The organism is Lagierella sp. (assembly GCF_029983815.1).
Taxonomy (GTDB): Bacteria; Bacillota; Clostridia; order Tissierellales; family Peptoniphilaceae; genus Mediannikoviicoccus.
In genome coordinates, this window is sequence record NZ_JASBYU010000015.1 from 25,978 (window position 1) to 41,249 (window position 15,272).

A 15,272-nucleotide genomic window follows, 5' to 3' on the forward strand; every position below is an offset into this window, starting at 1 on the left:
AATTCCTCCTAAAGAATCACAACTCCTACTAAACCAGCAATTAAAATAACTGGGATTGGATTTACTTTCTTAACTCCAACAGCATAAAAAGCCAAAACAAAAACGATTAAACTTTGAATACCTGTTATACCTTCTGTAGCCAACGACATAAATCCAGCTCCAATTAATCCAACTATTACAACTTTAATACCCTCTAAAAACAAATTCAAATATTCGTTATCCCTAAATTTTCTAATAAAAATAAACATTAAAGTTACTAAAACCACAGAGGGAAAGATTACAGAAGCTGTAGCCACAACGGAACCAGGAATTCCCCTTAGATTAAAACCTATAAAAGTCGCCATATTTATAGCAATTGGTCCTGGAGTAATCTGGGAGATTGAAATGATATTTATAAAATCAGACTTTTCAATCCATTGGTGGACTGTAACTACCTCATGCATGATTAGAGGTATCATAGCATAGCCTCCCCCAAAGCTGAAAAGACCTATTTTAAAGAAAGTTATAAACAACTCTAAAAATATCATATCCCACTCCTTGCAATCACACATCGATCAAAGCCATTGTAGTCTTTAATAACAGAAATATCTTTAAAACCAGCTGTGTTAAGTAAATCTGGAACAGTCTTACCTTGATCATACCCGATTTCAAAAGCTATATATCCCTTAGGATTTAGAAAGTCAGAAGCATTATTAATTATCTTCCTATAAAAATCCAGTCCATCATCCCCTCCAAAAAGCGCCATCTTCGGTTCCTTTTTTACCCTATCATCTAGGGCTTTCATATCTTCTTTAGTAATATAGGGAGGATTTGAAACTATTAAATCAAACTTTTGATTTTTATCCAAGGCCTCATAAATATCCGACTTAATAAAGCTACAATTAGTGGCGTCTAAGTTCTTCTTATTGATATTTGAAACCCTCAAGGCCCTATCAGAGATATCCACGCCGGTTACGTGAGAATTTTTAAGTTCAAGAGCCAAAGTTATCGAAATGATTCCACTTCCACATCCTATATCTAAAACCTTTGAGAAATCCTCTTTTAATTCTAGAATGTTCTCTATCAGTATCTCGGTTTCAAACCTTGGGATTAACACCCCTTCTTCTAAATAAAAATCTCTTCCATAAAAGTTTTTCTTTCCTAGAATATAATGTATTGGAGTGTTACTGCGATACTCTTCATAAAATTCTAAAATCTTTTCTTCAATCTCCTTAGGAATCCTCATATTAGACTTTAAGATGATATCCGAAGCATCAAAGTCCATCAACTCATCTAAAATAAGTGATCCATCTACTTTACCAAACATCTTTAGTATATCAGAAATTACCATATGTCTAAATTCTCATCTTCTGGAATGACTTCTTCTAAAGACCTAATTGCAACTTCAATCATGTCATCTGTTGGCTCTTTAACAGTACCTAGTTTTTGAATTAAAAGACCAGGAGCCGTAAGCACTTTTGAAAAAATCGAATCACTTCTTCCTAGGACTTTATTGATTTCATAGGATACTCCAACAATTACTGGTAGCATTATTATTCTAATTAAAAGTCTCATCAATGGATTTGGCCATCCAAAAGTAGATAATATCAAGATGGACACAATCATTACAGTAAACAAAAAGCTGGTACCACATCGTCTATGAAGTCTTGAACAAGTTCTAACATTTTCAACAGTTAGGTCCAAGCCTTTTTCATAACAATGAATTGTTTTATGTTCAGCACCATGGTACATAAAAATTCGTTTCATATCTTCCAAGTTGGAAATAAAGGAAATGTAGCCTAAAAATAAAAGTATTCTTATTATTCCTTCAATTAAATTTAGTGCTAAGACATTTGATATTACTCTTTTAAAAAGCGATGTTATCAGTGTTGGGATAAAGAAAAAAACCAATATAGAAATAAAAAGGGATGCAAATATAGTAAGTATTGTACTAAGGTCCATTCCCTTTTCATCCTTTTTATCCTCTTCATCAGTTGAATATGCAATTGCTTGAGTTCCCATAATCAAGGATTCAAATAAAGATACAACCCCTCTTAAAAAGGGCATTTTTAAAATTCTATACCTATCAGAAATAGATGAAAATCTATCTGTCTTTACCGACATCTCACCAGATTCTTCTCTTAAAACTACAGATACCTTTTCAGGACCTCTCATTAAAATTCCTTCAAAGAGGGCTTGACCTCCAATAGTTGTCTTTTTTATATTATTCATATTTATCTCCAAATTCAATCAAGCACTCAAAAAAAGATGAGTGCTCGATTTCTTCACAAAAAGGCAGAACCTTTTTGTCTGCCTTTTTTAATTACTTAATATTATATTTTTCCTTAAACTTCTCAACTCTACCACCACGTTCAGCAGATCTTTGACGGCCTGTGTAGAATGGATGACAGTTAGAGCAAACTTCAACTTTAATTTCTTCTTTAGTTGATCCTGTTGTAAAAGTATTACCACAAGTTGTACATGTTACAGTAGCTTCGTGGTATTCTGGATGAATTCCTTCCTTCATTTATTTCACCTCTTTCAAAACCGATTAAACATTTAGCTCGATAATTATATCATAGTATCTATCGTATTTCAACTATTAAAGTTCAATTTATTAATAGCTGTTACAAAATCTTCATTTCTTTTAGTATTATTTAACATTTCAAAAAACTTATCTGCAACCACTTCGTTTGATCCATCAGAAAGTGCCCTTCTAAGTTTTCTTACAGCCCTCAACTCTTCTTTACTCAAAAGTAGTTCTTCTTTTCTAGTTCCCGATGAATATATGTCGATGGCAGGAAAAATTCTCAATTCTGATAGATTCCTATCAAGATGAACTTCCATATTTCCCGTACCCTTAAACTCTTCAAATATTACATCGTCCATCCTGCTTCCCGTAGAGATGAGAGCAGTGGCAAGAATTGTTAAAGAGCCGCCTTCTTCTAAGTTTCTTGCAGCGCCGAAAAACCTCTTTGGGTGATTTAACGCCATTGGGTCAAGTCCTCCAGAAAGTGTCTTTCCAGAATATGGACTAGTGATATTATAGGCCCTTGACAGCCTTGTAAGACTGTCCATTAAAATAACCACATCTCTACCATGTTCTACCATTCTCTTTGCTCTTTCGAGAACAATCTCTGCAACTCTAGTGTGATTTTGTGGCATCTCATCAAAGGTTGAAGCCACAACTTCGCCGTTTACAGATCTTTCCATATCTGTAACCTCTTCAGGTCTTTCGTCTATAAGAAGTACTATCAGATATAAATCAGGATGGTTTTCCTTTAAGACCTTTGAGATTTGTTTTAAAAGTGTAGTCTTACCCGTCTTTGGAGGAGCGACTATCATTCCCCTTTGTCCCTTTCCAATAGGAGATATCAAATCTATTACCCTAGTGGACAGGTCTTTAGAGTTACTTTCTAAAATCAACCTTTCTCGTGGATAAATCGGAGTTAAGTCTTCAAAGTTTCTTCTATTTCTCAAGTTTTCTGGAGTTTCAAAATTGACTTTATTGATATAGATTAGAGGAGAAAATTTTTCTTTATCTCTCTTTTCCCTTGTCAATCCCTCAATAAAATCTCCAGTCTTTAATCTAAATCTTCTTACCTGTACCGGTGGGACATATATATCGTCGTCACCAGAATCGTATCCATCTGATCTTAAAAATCCAAAACCATCTGGTAATATATCCAGTATCCCTTCGATTTCTCTGGTATTTCCTCCAGAATTATCCTTTTCTTCATTGTCATTACTATCCTCTTGAACATCTTCATACTCCTCTTGTCGGGAATTGATATCATCATTAATCTTCACTTGTTTTTCTATTTCTTCTATTAGTTCATTCTTTCTATATTTCGAAATCCCTGCAACTCCTAAGGCCTTTGCTATAACCTTTAAGTCTTCCAGTTTTTTCTCCTTTAAAATCGATAAATCCAAAATTTCCCTCCAATTGAGTTAGAATCAAATTCTCATAGATTGACTTTACTTTTTCATTTTTCAAAAACGAACACTTCATTATAAAGAATAAATATCCGCCCTAAGGCAGATATCTATAAATTCTTAACACTTTCCCAGTCCTTTAAAAACCTTTCTATTCCAATATCTGTCAATGGATGATTCAACATTTGATTGAATACTTTAAATGGAATAGTTGCAATATCTGCACCAGCCTTTGCACATTCAACTAAGTGAATTGGATGTCTTACAGATGCACATATAATTTCTGTTTCTATGTCATAATTCATAAATATATCTACGATGTCATTGATAAGTATCATTCCATCAGAGCTGATATCATCAAGTCTACCTAAGAAAGGACTTACATAAGTAGCGCCAGCCTTTGCTGCCATAAGGGCTTGAGATGCAGAAAAAATCAAAGTAACATTTGTCTTAATACCCTGTTCAGAAAGCTTCTTACAAGCCTTTAGACCTTCCTTGGTCATAGGTAGCTTAATAACTATATTATCATGGATTTTAGCAAGTTCCTGAGCCTCTTCAAGCATTCCATCACATTCCAAACTCACCACTTCAGCTGAGATAGGTCCATCTACAATGTCGGTAATTTCCTTAATTACATCTTTAAAAACTCTGCCTTCTTTTGCTATCAAAGATGGATTAGTAGTAACTCCATCTATTATCCCCCAAGAAGCAACTTCCTTTATTTCTTCAATATTTGCCGTATCAATAAAAAATTTCATATCTTCTCCCTTTCACTATTACATATTTTTTAAAATAACAACTTCTAATTGATCCGCTACCGTTTCACATGAATCTAGGCATTTTTCCATTAAATCATAAAGCTTCGCCCATCTAATAATATAATCCGCAGTTGCATTCTTGTAAAGGTCTCTCATGACTTTAATATAGAGTTTGTCCCCTTCTTCTTCAATTGAATTCACGTTTACAATGAGTTTCTTTAAATCCTTAGACTTTTTAAAGTTGTGAAATTCCAGCACACATTTATGTAGCATTTCCACACATCTAATGATTAAATCCGAAAATTGTATAGCTTCGTCTGTAATTGAATCCACATCCATCACATAGATCTTAATAAAAATCTCTTCAATATTATCAACCACATTGTCAATGAAGTGTAAAATATTGGTAATGTCTTCCCTTTCTATAGGAGGCAAAAACTCTCTAACCAAATTTTCCATTATTTCATGTTTAATCAAATCACTCTTATGTTCAATTTCATGAATTTCTAAAGTCTTCTTTTCCATATTGGTTCTATCATAGGATTTTAGAGTATTGTTTAAATAGATAGAACATTCCTTTGCTCTTTCAGACATCCTTACAAATCCATCAAAATAATTGTAAACCGCCATAACTTCTCCTTAAAATAATTTTACAAAAATTCTAGCCATAACAAAGCCAATTAATCCACATCCTGGGAATGTTAAAACCCAAGTCAAAATCATCTCTTTAACAACTTCCCAATTAACATTTTTAATCCTCTTTGATGCTCCTACCCCCATTATCGCAGTAGTCTTCACATGAGTAGTACTAACGGGAATACCTTGCAAAGATGAATACAATAAGCAGATTGCAGCTCCAAGGTCTGCAGAGAAACCTTCGTACTTTTCCATTTTTACCATATCCATACCCACAGATTTGATTATTTTTTTACCACCAATGGACGTTCCTATCCCCATTAAAAGAGAACAGAGAATCATTAACCAAATAGGGATATGAAAATTGTTGACATGTGCTTGTCCCTTAGCCAAGAAGACTCCTAAAAGAAAGACTCCCATAAACTTTTGACCATCTTGAGCCCCATGCATAAACGCCATTGCAGCTCCACCAAAAATTTGACCACCTTTGAAAAATCCTAATGTCTTTCTTCGATCCACTTTTCTAAAGATAATTTTTACAATGAGTACAACAAAATATCCAAGACCAAAACCTAGCAGTGTAGAAACTAAAAGACCGTAAATAACCTTCATCCATTCTCCGCCATTAATTCCTTGTAAACTGCCTTGAATGGCGATTGCCGCACCTGAAATTCCAGCAATCAAAGCATGGGACTCAGATGTTGGAATTCCAAAATACCAGGCAACTGTAGCCCATAATACTATTGCAAACAATGCAGCACTAAGTCCAACTAGAGCCATGCTTGCATCGTCACCAAAGTCCACCATATTGTAGATGGTCTCTGCCACATTAGCATTTACTAAAGTCATGACCAAAACTCCAAAAAAGTTGAATATCGCCGCCATTATAATTGCATGATCCACATCCATGGACCTGGTCGATACCATGGTTGCAATGGCATTTGGAGCATCTGTCCATCCATTGACAAAAATTACTGCACAAGTTAAAACCGCTGTAATCAACAGAGGCATGTTTGTAGTCAATTCACTTAAAAAATTCGAAAATGTTATTGTCATAAATACTCCTTTAATTTACTCTACTTGATTTTATAACATAATTAGCTTTGTGTAAACGTATTGTAAATTTCAAGTAAATATTTATATCAAATCAAGGAAGTATTTAACATTTTTTATTGTTATTTTTCTTTTATTAACTTCGATTAAACCTTCTTCCCTAAGGCGTATTAGTTCTTGATTTAGAGAGCTTCTACTCACGTGGAGCATCCCTGCTAAAACCTCTTGGGAATAGGGTATTCGTATATTGTTTCTAGATTCATTTACATTTAACATCCAATATGCCAATCTCTCTTCCACCCGTCTATATTCCACTGCTCTTAACATTATTTGGCTGTAGCAAGCAAATTCAGATACAAACATAAGCACATTTTTCATAAAAACGGGATCTGATTCCACAATTGGCTTCAGTTCGTCTAATGGTATTTTTATTATAGTTGAGCTCTTTACAGAGTATGTATCCATAGTATGCTTTCCCATTCCACCATATATTAAGTAAAAGGGAAAAGCGTCAATAGCAAAAGGATAGTCTGTTCCCATATCCTTTTCATGATAAAAAAATGATGAGCTCATCTCTTTTCCAGCACTAGTATACTCAGAGGATTTTAACAGTCCTTTTTCTATAATACAAAAGTATTTAAGATTATCCCCTTTTCTAAAAACCACTTCATTTGGTTCATAGCTCTTTCGTTGTGAATTGGTCATTAAAAGTCTTGCAATGGACTCAGTAGATATTCCCTTGAAAATTGGCCTATTTAAAATGTCCTCGTTCCATATTGTCATTTCGCACCTAACCTCTTTGAAAACTTTGAATTTAAGGAATTGTTGTAGATAAAAGAAAATTCCAAGGATAAACTAGAATTAAAATCTCTTCATCTATATTTTACATCATAGATGGATTTCTCTCAAGGAAACACATACCTGATTGGATACTTAAAATAATTTTATTATAGATTAATATTTAAAAGCCCGCAGCATAAACTACAGGCTTAAAATTTACATCAGTCCTGTAATGAAAATTATTATTAACACTACAGGTAAAAGGTATGCTATATACTTCATTGCCATAGGAACTTTAAAATCAGTTGCACCTTCGTCAATATCCCTCTTAAAACCATTGAACTTCCAATATATAAGTGTATATAAGATAAGCACTATGGCACCAAGAGGCATCAGAATATTTCCAGAAAGAAAATCTGCAAAGTCAAAAAGATTTCTTCCACCAATTGTAACCGATTCTAAAATATTGTGACCAAAGATTGTAAATAGCCCTACTGCAAATATAGTTACTAAGGCGTAAATAACTCCCTTGGCCCTAGAAATATTCAATATTTCACTAAAGGACGAACTCACCGGCTCTAAATATCCTAAAGAAGAAGACAATGCCGCAAAGAACATCAATAGGAAGAATAACACTCCAAACAAGGAACCAAATGGCATATTCATAAACACATTGCTCATGGTAATAAATAATAAATTTGATCCAGAGTCTGGTTGAAGTCCTAGAGCAAATACAGCTGGAAAAATTGCAAGACCTGCAATTAGTGCAGCCAATGTGTCAAATCCAATTACCATTAAACCATCTGATGGTATATTGGAATCTTTTTTTAGATATGAACCGTAGACAAAAGCTCCTCCACTTGCTATCCCAACCGAGAAGAAACATTGACCCAATGCGGTTAAAAACGTTTGTCCATTAACTTCGGAAAAGTCTACTTTCAAATACCATTTGACCCCTTCCATAGCACCTGGAAGAGTCAGTGATCTTATTACAACGAGAATCAACATTATAAATAGTGCTGGCATCATCACGGAACAAGCTTTTTCCAGTCCTGAACTTAAATCTTTAGCGGAGATTATCCCTATTATAATCACACAGATTAGCGTGAAGGCAATTAAAGTTACAGGATTCTTAATCAAATCAGAAAATCTATCTGCATATTGGGCTGCATCAAGACCTTTCATTTCTCCAGTAAACATCTTAACTAAATACGCCAATATCCATCCCATAATCTGAATATAGTAGGTCAATATGAAAAATGCACTTAAAACTCCTAACCATCCAAAGCTAACCCAAGGACTACCTTTTTTGGTAAGTTTCCTCATTCCAACTATAGGACTTGCTTGAGCCTTTCTACCTAGTGTAACCTCCATGTAAAATAAAGGCATGCCTATTAAGACACATATAAGTAAATATATTAGCACAAAGGCACCACCGCCATTAGTACCAACTAAGTACGGAAATCTCCAAATATTACCTAATCCTATGGAAAATCCTGCTGCCGCCATAATATAACCGAATCTACTATTCCAACTACTCCTATTTTCGTTACTCATAATACCCCTCCATAGGTAAATCTATTCTATTTTCAAAATACAATACTGATTTTAACCTAAGAAGTAAGATTAGTTCCAGCAGAGCTTTCGCTCTGCCAAAATCTATTTAAATATCTTACTTTCTTCAATATCAGTCGCTAGAGATTCTACGGCTGTTCTAACCATATTCTCTCTAAAATTATCTTCCTTAGCACCTAAATCCGGATTTCCAACGGGATAAGGTATTGCTACTGTAGGAACAATTCTGTTAGCACCTACGGATTGTGAAATAGTTGTTATTGTAGCCATGTGTACTATAGGGATACCATATCTTTCAATTTCTTTAACTATTGTTGCACCGCAACGTGTACAGGTACCTCAAGTTGATGTTAAAATAACACCGTCAACACCGGCTTCTTTCAACTCTTTACCAATTTCCTTACCAAATCTAATAGAGTTTGCTACAGCTGTTCCAGTTCCTGTGGTAGTATAAAAATACTTATATACCTTTCCAATCTCTCCATCTTTTTCCGTTTTTTTCAACATGTCCAAAGGTGCAACCCTATCTGGCTTCTCATTTGCATAAACAGGGTCATAACCACCGTGAATAGTGTAATACTCACCTTCTAGATCACTTAAGCCTTCCACATCATACTTGCCCCATTTTTGAGCAGATGCAGATTGAATTCTATCTGGGTTACCATTTGGAACTATACCCCCAGTTGTTACAAGGGCAATGGTAGCTTTAGATAGATCCTTGATTGCTACAGCAGGATCTACTGAATCGAATACCGGCATTGGCAATTCCGTTTCAAACTCCTCGCCTTTAATCCTCTTCATCAGCATTTCAATAGCTCTTTGAGAACCTATCTTATCGACCAAGATAGTTCTTCTTTGGCCTTGAGGGAAATAGTCGTCTATTCTAGGATCCAACTCTTCGTCTTTAGCCAATTTATTAACCAATTTTACCATAGCAGGCATTGCTTTTCTCATAGCAGCAGCTGAATTTCCAGTAGCCACAGTATATGCAAATTTTTTCGCTTCATCTACACCAGGGTTTTCCTCATACATCCCCGTTACGCAAGATACGCCTTTTTTGTTAAAGAATTTACATACTTCAGCACACGCCACACCATATCTACCTGCATTAAAAGCAGGTCCTGCCACTACTATTTCAGGTTTTACTTCTTCATAGATCTTTTCAAGAAAATCTAAAGCTTCTTCCCTATTTTCATTGAAGTAGTTGTCCCCACAAATAATAGTTCCTATCAACTCAATTCCTTGGGCCGCCTTACCAAAAGCTTGGGAAGGTCCTACTCCTCCTTCTCTATACTCAGGAGGTATGTGAGCCATTTCTTCTCCACCTATTTGACCAAAGAACTGGTTTAAATAATATAAAACTCTCTTACTCATAATAACCTCCTAATACAGTTTACAAGTGGCATTATGATAACCTATCTCTGAAGTTGCTCCGATAACTGCATTAAGTTCGCATTTCATCTTTCCAGTTTCAGCATCATATGCCCCAGCCCATCCACCAGCAAGATTTGCTATGGCCTCAGGATTTCCAAGTACTTCATCAGCCTTTTCAAGTTCCACAATATGACTTACATTTCCAGTTGAAATTACAGCAGTTGCTTCCTTTGCCGTATCGGTTAAAGGTTGACTTGTACCATCCCAACCAGAACATTCATCAGTGATTAGAACCGTTTTAATCCCTTGTTTCTCAAGTCTTGAACAAATCATTACCAAGTCTGAGTCTGGATTACCATATCCTTCTTCAGAGATAATAACCCCTTGAGCTCCAACCATTTTACATAATTTTGCAGTATAATCACAGGAAACAAACTTACCGTTTAAAGTAGTCATCTCCGGTGTAAGTACCACTCCTAAAAAGTTGATTTCTTTACCATGTTTATTGTAAAGTTCACGGATTACGTTGTTGTTTTGATGTTGGTAAGTCGTAATCTTGTCACATGCAGCTACACAGTTACCGCTTATTACAGCATTGTCAAGTTCTTCATTTGGATGAAGGAAGGTTGGTAAGATATGAGCAGAATCTGTCCCATAAATATAACCAGCATGAAGTAACCCTTGAGAAATCAACATTTCCACATATACTACCTTAGGTAGATCAGGATATTTTTCATTTTCTTTAGAATGGTCCCCCATCTCATAAGTACTGACTTCCTTGAATTCTTCAATATCCTTTGCTGCCTTTCCAACAAATTCAGAAGCCTTGAGACCTACTATCCTACAAGTCTCTTCGTGTTCATGGGGATTTAGACCCTCTACAGGAGTTATATCGACGACGATATTAAATGTCTTTGAAAATGGTGTCCATTTAGCACCCTCTCCCCACATATCGATAACACCCTCTTGAAATCCAACAATATCACCAATAGTTACAATGGCAGTTTGGTCTAGCACGTTGACCTTGCCATCTCCACATGGTCCTACATCCGTAGTAACTCCTGGAAAACCTGGAGTCCCTTCCACGGTAAATCTGGGTTCAATAACATCTTTGACAGGTATTATCCTTTTCTTTTCTCCTGGTCTAGCTAAGTCTATTTTAATGTCCTTAACTCCAGAAATTTTCTTCATTTCTTCAATAAAGGATTCTTTATGGATGTACAAAACCTTTTCCTCAACTTTGGTTTCATCCCCAAATTGAACATCCCTTATCTCGACTTTACGCAGTTGAAGTTTCAATTCACTCACCCTTTCCTATAGAATTAAACCTAGAAACTTCCTCCAATGAGGATTTAAAAAGTTCATAATCCAACAATTCATAATCCCCCATATGCTTAAAATCAGGGGTCCTTTGTCCTAGAGTAAAATCGTATTTTAAAATACTATTTTCGATGATGACAACAGAATTTTCACTGATTTTATCTTTCTTTGGGGTTATCAAGATGGATTTAACAGGAGAAAAAAACATTTTTATACTTGAATTTAAAGGATATGAAATTAGTTCATGTCCCAAGTATATAAGGTCCCTAACCCTCACCAACACATCTCTGTAACTTCCATAAACCCGTATGGTATTAAGGCCATCTTCAATTCTTTTATTGTTAGTAACCGTAATAATATCCATTTTTCTCCCACCTCATATTAGGTAAATCTTTTATTTGGTATTTAATACCTTAACTAAAGTTTAACACCTTGAGATCTTATTAAAAGTTAGTAGGACAACATTTTCATAAGTAATTTTGTTTCCCTGTTAACATCTTGTCAATATATTTTTGTTTATAAGCTTTTATTAATTTTTTTGTGTGCCGTTAGACTTTAAATTGTATATTTGTAAAGAAAAAGACAAAGGTCTCCGTAAAAAAAGAGAGCCTAAACAGCTCTCCTTCTTTATATTCTTTAATCACGAGGTATATATCTCTCATAGGGAAGAGCATAAGGATTTTGTTTTATATACTTTCCCTTTCCCTTCTCGCCTACAAATTTACCATTTTCAGCTACCAATTTACCCCTTAAAAAGACTTTTTCACAAATTCCAGATCTTTCAAATCCTTCGTATGTTTCATAGTCACTTCCCTCGTAATTGTCTTTAAATGTAATCTTTCCACTCACTTTTGGGTTGTAGATAACAATATCAGCGTCTGACCCAGGAAGTAATGCCCCTTTTTGAGGATAGAATCCACAAACTTTCGCAGGATTTGTAGAAGTCAATTCCACAAATTTCTGCTTTGTGATCCTATTCTTCATAACACCTTGAGTCCAAAGCATATATAATCTATTTTGCATACCGGGACATCCATTTGGAATCTTAGTAAAATCATCCTTGCCTCTTTTTTTAGCCTCAAATCCACCAATGACTGCAGCATTGTCAGATCCAACAGCCTTTAAATATCCCTTATCAACTCCATCCCATAAAGCTTCTAAATGCTCTTTAGGTCTTAAGGCAGGAGCACATACATATTTTCCACCTTCAAAATCATCCTTTAAAAAGTTAGAGTCATCTAAGGTCAGATAATGTGTACACGTTTCTCCATATACACTATAACCCTCTTCTTGGGCTTCTTTAATAAAATTCATAGCATTTTTAGTTGAAACATGGACTATATATAGTGGACAATCACTGATTTTAGCCATTTGAATACCTCTAAAAGTAGCCTCATCTTCCACGATTGGTGGCCTAGACAAGGAATGTCCTATAGGTTCAGTTATTCCTTTCTCTTTACACTCCTCAGCCAAGACTTCAATAAAGTCTCCATTTTCACAGTGTAACATTACAGTTAAACCATATTTCCTTGCCTCTTTCATGCCTTTAATTATAAGTTGATCGTTGGCATAAAAAGGCGTACCCTTGTAGGCCATAAAGAATTTAAGATTTGCCACTCCATTTTCCGCTAATTCTGGAATGCTTTTCATTAACAATTCTTCATCATTGTCCATGACCATTACATGATATGAATAATCGCAGGATGCCTTTCCAACTGCATTTTTTCTGTCATGTTCTTTAAGTGATTCTAAAAGAGTCATTTCCTTAAATTGTGGTGCAAAATCTACAATAGTTGTAGTCCCTCCTACAAGAGCAGCGTGGGAAGTCTCGAAGGAATAGGATTCGAATGGCCCCATGTGCACATGCTCATCTACACCACCAGGAAAATATACTTACCAGATGCATCAATTACTTCACTATCATTCTTTGGAAGGTCAATGCCTATTTCTTTAATCTTCTCTCCCTCAACTAAAATATCCGCTATAAATTCCGAAGTAGCAGTTACAATAGTTCCATTTTTGATTAACAAACTCATTAGAACCTCCTACTATGATAGTAATTACTTATCCATTTTTCTTTCGTGTTTAGTATAAACTGAATTATCAATTCCCTCTAAGTACTTCACAACTTCATCTACAGGTAGTACATCAGCAAACTTTGCCTCCATGTCAAACATATTCCATTCAATAACTCCAGGAACTCTGTCACCTACAGTACCCTCAGGAATCAAAGTTTTAAAACCATATCCAGTAGAGTCCATAACTGTATGTCTAACACATGCACAGGAAGTAGCTCCCATTACAATAACAGTATCAACACCTAGAAAGCTTAAAGTTTGCGCTAAATGCGTACCAAAGAAATTAGATGCGTATTTTTTGTGGATTACAGGTTCTTCAGGTCTTGGCTTTAATTTAGGGTCAATCTCCATCCATTCGCTGTCAATGTCCAGAGCACTCATAGGAATCTTTTCATCCCATCGAGGTAGATCCCATTGCTTCTCTCCAACATAACCAGTAGTAGTATGGAATATTGGAACACCAGCTTTTCTACCAGCCTCCAGGACTTTAAGTGCATTGGCACATACTTCTTCAGATTTATCACAAGTAAATGGATGTCCTTCACTCATCCAGGCCTTAGCCATATCTACAGTGGTAATTGCAGGAGCTATACCTTGGCCCATTTCCCTCATGAAGCCTCTTTCCTTATAAATCTTTCTTGCTTCAGCAAAAGCTTCCTTCAAATATTCTTCATCAAAACCATAACTGTCAACAAATTTAAAATCAGGGTTCATCTTTTCAGACATAATTCTCTCTCCTTGTAATATCGTTTTCATAGTTTTAGTAAAATCTTCATTTGAGCTCATAACAAAGACATTATCTACCTAAAGAAGAACATTGCCCATATGGAATCGTTTACTAGTTTATGTGTCTTCCTTACAAGTCCATATTAACAATATAAAATTAGGCCCACAAGTTCGAGCGCGAACATCGTATAAAAATTATGTCATCTTTTTATTACACGTCTTCAAGAATATCCTCTAAATATTCTTCATCAATAACCCGAATTTCATTGATATCTATTTCAATGACACCAAGACTCTCCAACTTTTTTAACTCTTGGTTCAAACTCGGCCTAGTAACTCTAATAGTATCCGATAACATTTTCTGTGTTGCTGGTATCTTAAAAGAATCTATATACTTCATATTTACCAACCAATAGGCAATTCTTTCCTGAATCTTTTTATAACGAGTCGCATTTAGTATCATTTTCGTATGACAAGTACAATGGGCCGTAAACTTTATAATATTATTTAAAAGCTCTACATCATTATCTATAATAGGCCTCAATTTTTTCCAAGGAATCAAATATATTTCACTTTCCCACTCTGCATAAATATCATAGGGCCATTTATTGATATCTGCATAAAAGAGATGAAGAGGATAGACCTCATTTTCATAATAGTAAGCAACCACCTTTTCACTACCATCTTCTAATAGTTTTGCTTGTTTTAAAAGACCGGATTTTATTACTAGCAAATCCTCCAACAATTCACCCTCTGAAATTACCAAGTCTCCTGGGTTATAGTTCACTTTTCCAATGGGTAATTCTAAAATTTTATCCAATGTCGATGAATTTAAATCTTTAAATATAATTATAGAACTAAGATCGATCTGACCATTCATCCTTACACCCCCTCTAAATGAAATTTTATAAAATTAAAAACAAAAAGGCAAATCATAGTGCCAATAATTAAAAAAGTTAAATTTGGACAAATAAAAAAAGCCCTACATATGTAGAGCTTACTTGACGGGCGAATACCTACTCTCCCATGGCGTCGCCACCATAGTACCATCGGCGCT

Annotated in this window: 17 protein-coding genes; all 17 read right to left on the reverse strand. The window is 35.1% G+C overall.

Annotated features, from left to right (window positions below; all coding sequences use genetic code 11):
- Nucleotides 1-8: 8 nt before the first annotated feature.
- Nucleotides 9-527, reverse strand: coding sequence for a chromate transporter (locus Q1K37_RS06655; protein ID WP_300410699.1), 519 nt, complete (start codon nt 525-527; stop codon nt 9-11).
- Complete coding sequence (gene prmC, locus Q1K37_RS06660; protein ID WP_300410701.1) at nt 524-1,330, reverse strand: peptide chain release factor N(5)-glutamine methyltransferase; 807 nt, start codon at nt 1,328-1,330, stop codon at nt 524-526. Before prmC ends, Q1K37_RS06655 begins: the two co-directional genes overlap by 4 nt.
- On the reverse strand, nt 1,324-2,211 hold the full coding sequence (locus tag Q1K37_RS06665; RefSeq protein ID WP_300410703.1) for a DUF1385 domain-containing protein: 888 nt from the start codon (nt 2,209-2,211) through the stop codon (nt 1,324-1,326). Before Q1K37_RS06665 ends, prmC begins: the two co-directional genes overlap by 7 nt.
- 91 nt (nt 2,212-2,302) lie before the next feature.
- Nucleotides 2,303-2,506, reverse strand: a complete 204-nt coding sequence (gene rpmE / locus Q1K37_RS06670) for a 50S ribosomal protein L31 (RefSeq protein ID WP_300410705.1) — start codon at nt 2,504-2,506, stop codon at nt 2,303-2,305.
- Between the two features lie 68 nt (nt 2,507-2,574).
- Complete coding sequence (rho, locus tag Q1K37_RS06675) at nt 2,575-3,912, reverse strand: transcription termination factor Rho (protein ID WP_300410708.1); 1,338 nt, start codon at nt 3,910-3,912, stop codon at nt 2,575-2,577.
- Nucleotides 3,913-4,025: 113 nt separating this feature from the next.
- Nucleotides 4,026-4,673, reverse strand: a complete 648-nt coding sequence (fsa, locus tag Q1K37_RS06680; protein WP_300410710.1) for a fructose-6-phosphate aldolase — start codon at nt 4,671-4,673, stop codon at nt 4,026-4,028.
- Nucleotides 4,674-4,691: 18 nt separating this feature from the next.
- Complete coding sequence (locus tag Q1K37_RS06685; RefSeq protein ID WP_300410712.1) at nt 4,692-5,303, reverse strand: DUF47 family protein; 612 nt, start codon at nt 5,301-5,303, stop codon at nt 4,692-4,694.
- Nucleotides 5,304-5,312: 9 nt separating this feature from the next.
- The gene (locus tag Q1K37_RS06690; protein ID WP_300410713.1) at nt 5,313-6,365 is read right to left on the reverse strand and encodes an inorganic phosphate transporter; all 1,053 of its coding nucleotides are present in this window, start codon (nt 6,363-6,365) and stop codon (nt 5,313-5,315) included.
- 81 nt (nt 6,366-6,446) lie between these two features.
- Complete coding sequence (locus Q1K37_RS06695) at nt 6,447-7,145, reverse strand: Crp/Fnr family transcriptional regulator (RefSeq protein ID WP_300410714.1); 699 nt, start codon at nt 7,143-7,145, stop codon at nt 6,447-6,449.
- A 213-nt stretch (nt 7,146-7,358) separates the two neighbouring features.
- Entirely contained in the window at nt 7,359-8,699 is a 1,341-nt protein-coding gene (locus Q1K37_RS06700; RefSeq protein WP_300410716.1) for a sodium-dependent transporter, read from the reverse strand.
- Nucleotides 8,700-8,801: 102 nt separating this feature from the next.
- A complete protein-coding gene (locus Q1K37_RS06705; protein ID WP_300410718.1) occupies nt 8,802-10,091 on the reverse strand; it encodes a glycine/betaine/sarcosine/D-proline family reductase selenoprotein B in 1,290 nt (429 codons plus the stop codon).
- A gap of 9 nt (nt 10,092-10,100) precedes the next feature.
- Complete coding sequence (locus tag Q1K37_RS06710) at nt 10,101-11,390, reverse strand: glycine/sarcosine/betaine reductase component B subunit (protein ID WP_300410720.1); 1,290 nt, start codon at nt 11,388-11,390, stop codon at nt 10,101-10,103.
- A gap of 1 nt (nt 11,391) precedes the next feature.
- Nucleotides 11,392-11,775 (reverse strand): GrdX family protein, encoded by a 384-nt coding sequence (locus Q1K37_RS06715; RefSeq protein ID WP_300410722.1) that lies wholly within the window; start codon nt 11,773-11,775, stop codon nt 11,392-11,394.
- A 272-nt stretch (nt 11,776-12,047) separates the two neighbouring features.
- The gene (gene hydA, locus Q1K37_RS06720) at nt 12,048-13,268 is read right to left on the reverse strand and encodes a dihydropyrimidinase (RefSeq protein ID WP_300410723.1); all 1,221 of its coding nucleotides are present in this window, start codon (nt 13,266-13,268) and stop codon (nt 12,048-12,050) included.
- Between the two features lie 14 nt (nt 13,269-13,282).
- Nucleotides 13,283-13,447 (reverse strand): hypothetical protein, encoded by a 165-nt coding sequence (locus tag Q1K37_RS06725; RefSeq protein WP_300410725.1) that lies wholly within the window; start codon nt 13,445-13,447, stop codon nt 13,283-13,285.
- A gap of 24 nt (nt 13,448-13,471) precedes the next feature.
- The gene (locus Q1K37_RS06730) at nt 13,472-14,215 is read right to left on the reverse strand and encodes an isochorismatase family protein (protein ID WP_300410726.1); all 744 of its coding nucleotides are present in this window, start codon (nt 14,213-14,215) and stop codon (nt 13,472-13,474) included.
- 211 nt (nt 14,216-14,426) lie between these two features.
- Nucleotides 14,427-15,095, reverse strand: a complete 669-nt coding sequence (locus Q1K37_RS06735; protein ID WP_300410728.1) for a Crp/Fnr family transcriptional regulator — start codon at nt 15,093-15,095, stop codon at nt 14,427-14,429.
- Between the last annotated feature and the right edge of the window lie 177 nt (nt 15,096-15,272).

Excerpts from the sequence above, each read along its gene's own strand:
- Q1K37_RS06655 (WP_300410699.1), bottom strand. The coding sequence starts at position 527 with ATGATATTTTTAGAGTTGTTTATAACTTTCTTTAAAATAGGTCTTTTC.
- prmC (WP_300410701.1), bottom strand. The coding sequence starts at position 1,330 with ATGGTAATTTCTGATATACTAAAGATGTTTGGTAAAGTAGATGGATCA.
- Q1K37_RS06665 (WP_300410703.1), bottom strand. The coding sequence starts at position 2,211 with ATGAATAATATAAAAAAGACAACTATTGGAGGTCAAGCCCTCTTTGAA.
- rpmE (WP_300410705.1), bottom strand. The coding sequence starts at position 2,506 with ATGAAGGAAGGAATTCATCCAGAATACCACGAAGCTACTGTAACATGT.
- fsa (WP_300410710.1), bottom strand. The coding sequence starts at position 4,673 with ATGAAATTTTTTATTGATACGGCAAATATTGAAGAAATAAAGGAAGTT.
- Q1K37_RS06685 (WP_300410712.1), bottom strand. The coding sequence starts at position 5,303 with ATGGCGGTTTACAATTATTTTGATGGATTTGTAAGGATGTCTGAAAGA.
- Q1K37_RS06690 (WP_300410713.1), bottom strand. The coding sequence starts at position 6,365 with ATGACAATAACATTTTCGAATTTTTTAAGTGAATTGACTACAAACATG.
- Q1K37_RS06695 (WP_300410714.1), bottom strand. The coding sequence starts at position 7,145 with ATGACAATATGGAACGAGGACATTTTAAATAGGCCAATTTTCAAGGGA.
- Q1K37_RS06700 (WP_300410716.1), bottom strand. The coding sequence starts at position 8,699 with ATGAGTAACGAAAATAGGAGTAGTTGGAATAGTAGATTCGGTTATATT.
- Q1K37_RS06715 (WP_300410722.1), bottom strand. The coding sequence starts at position 11,775 with ATGGATATTATTACGGTTACTAACAATAAAAGAATTGAAGATGGCCTT.
- hydA (WP_300410723.1), bottom strand. The coding sequence starts at position 13,268 with ATGGGGCCATTCGAATCCTATTCCTTCGAGACTTCCCACGCTGCTCTT.
- Q1K37_RS06725 (WP_300410725.1), bottom strand. The coding sequence starts at position 13,447 with ATGAGTTTGTTAATCAAAAATGGAACTATTGTAACTGCTACTTCGGAA.
- Q1K37_RS06730 (WP_300410726.1), bottom strand. The coding sequence starts at position 14,215 with ATGTCTGAAAAGATGAACCCTGATTTTAAATTTGTTGACAGTTATGGT.
- Q1K37_RS06735 (WP_300410728.1), bottom strand. The coding sequence starts at position 15,095 with ATGAATGGTCAGATCGATCTTAGTTCTATAATTATATTTAAAGATTTA.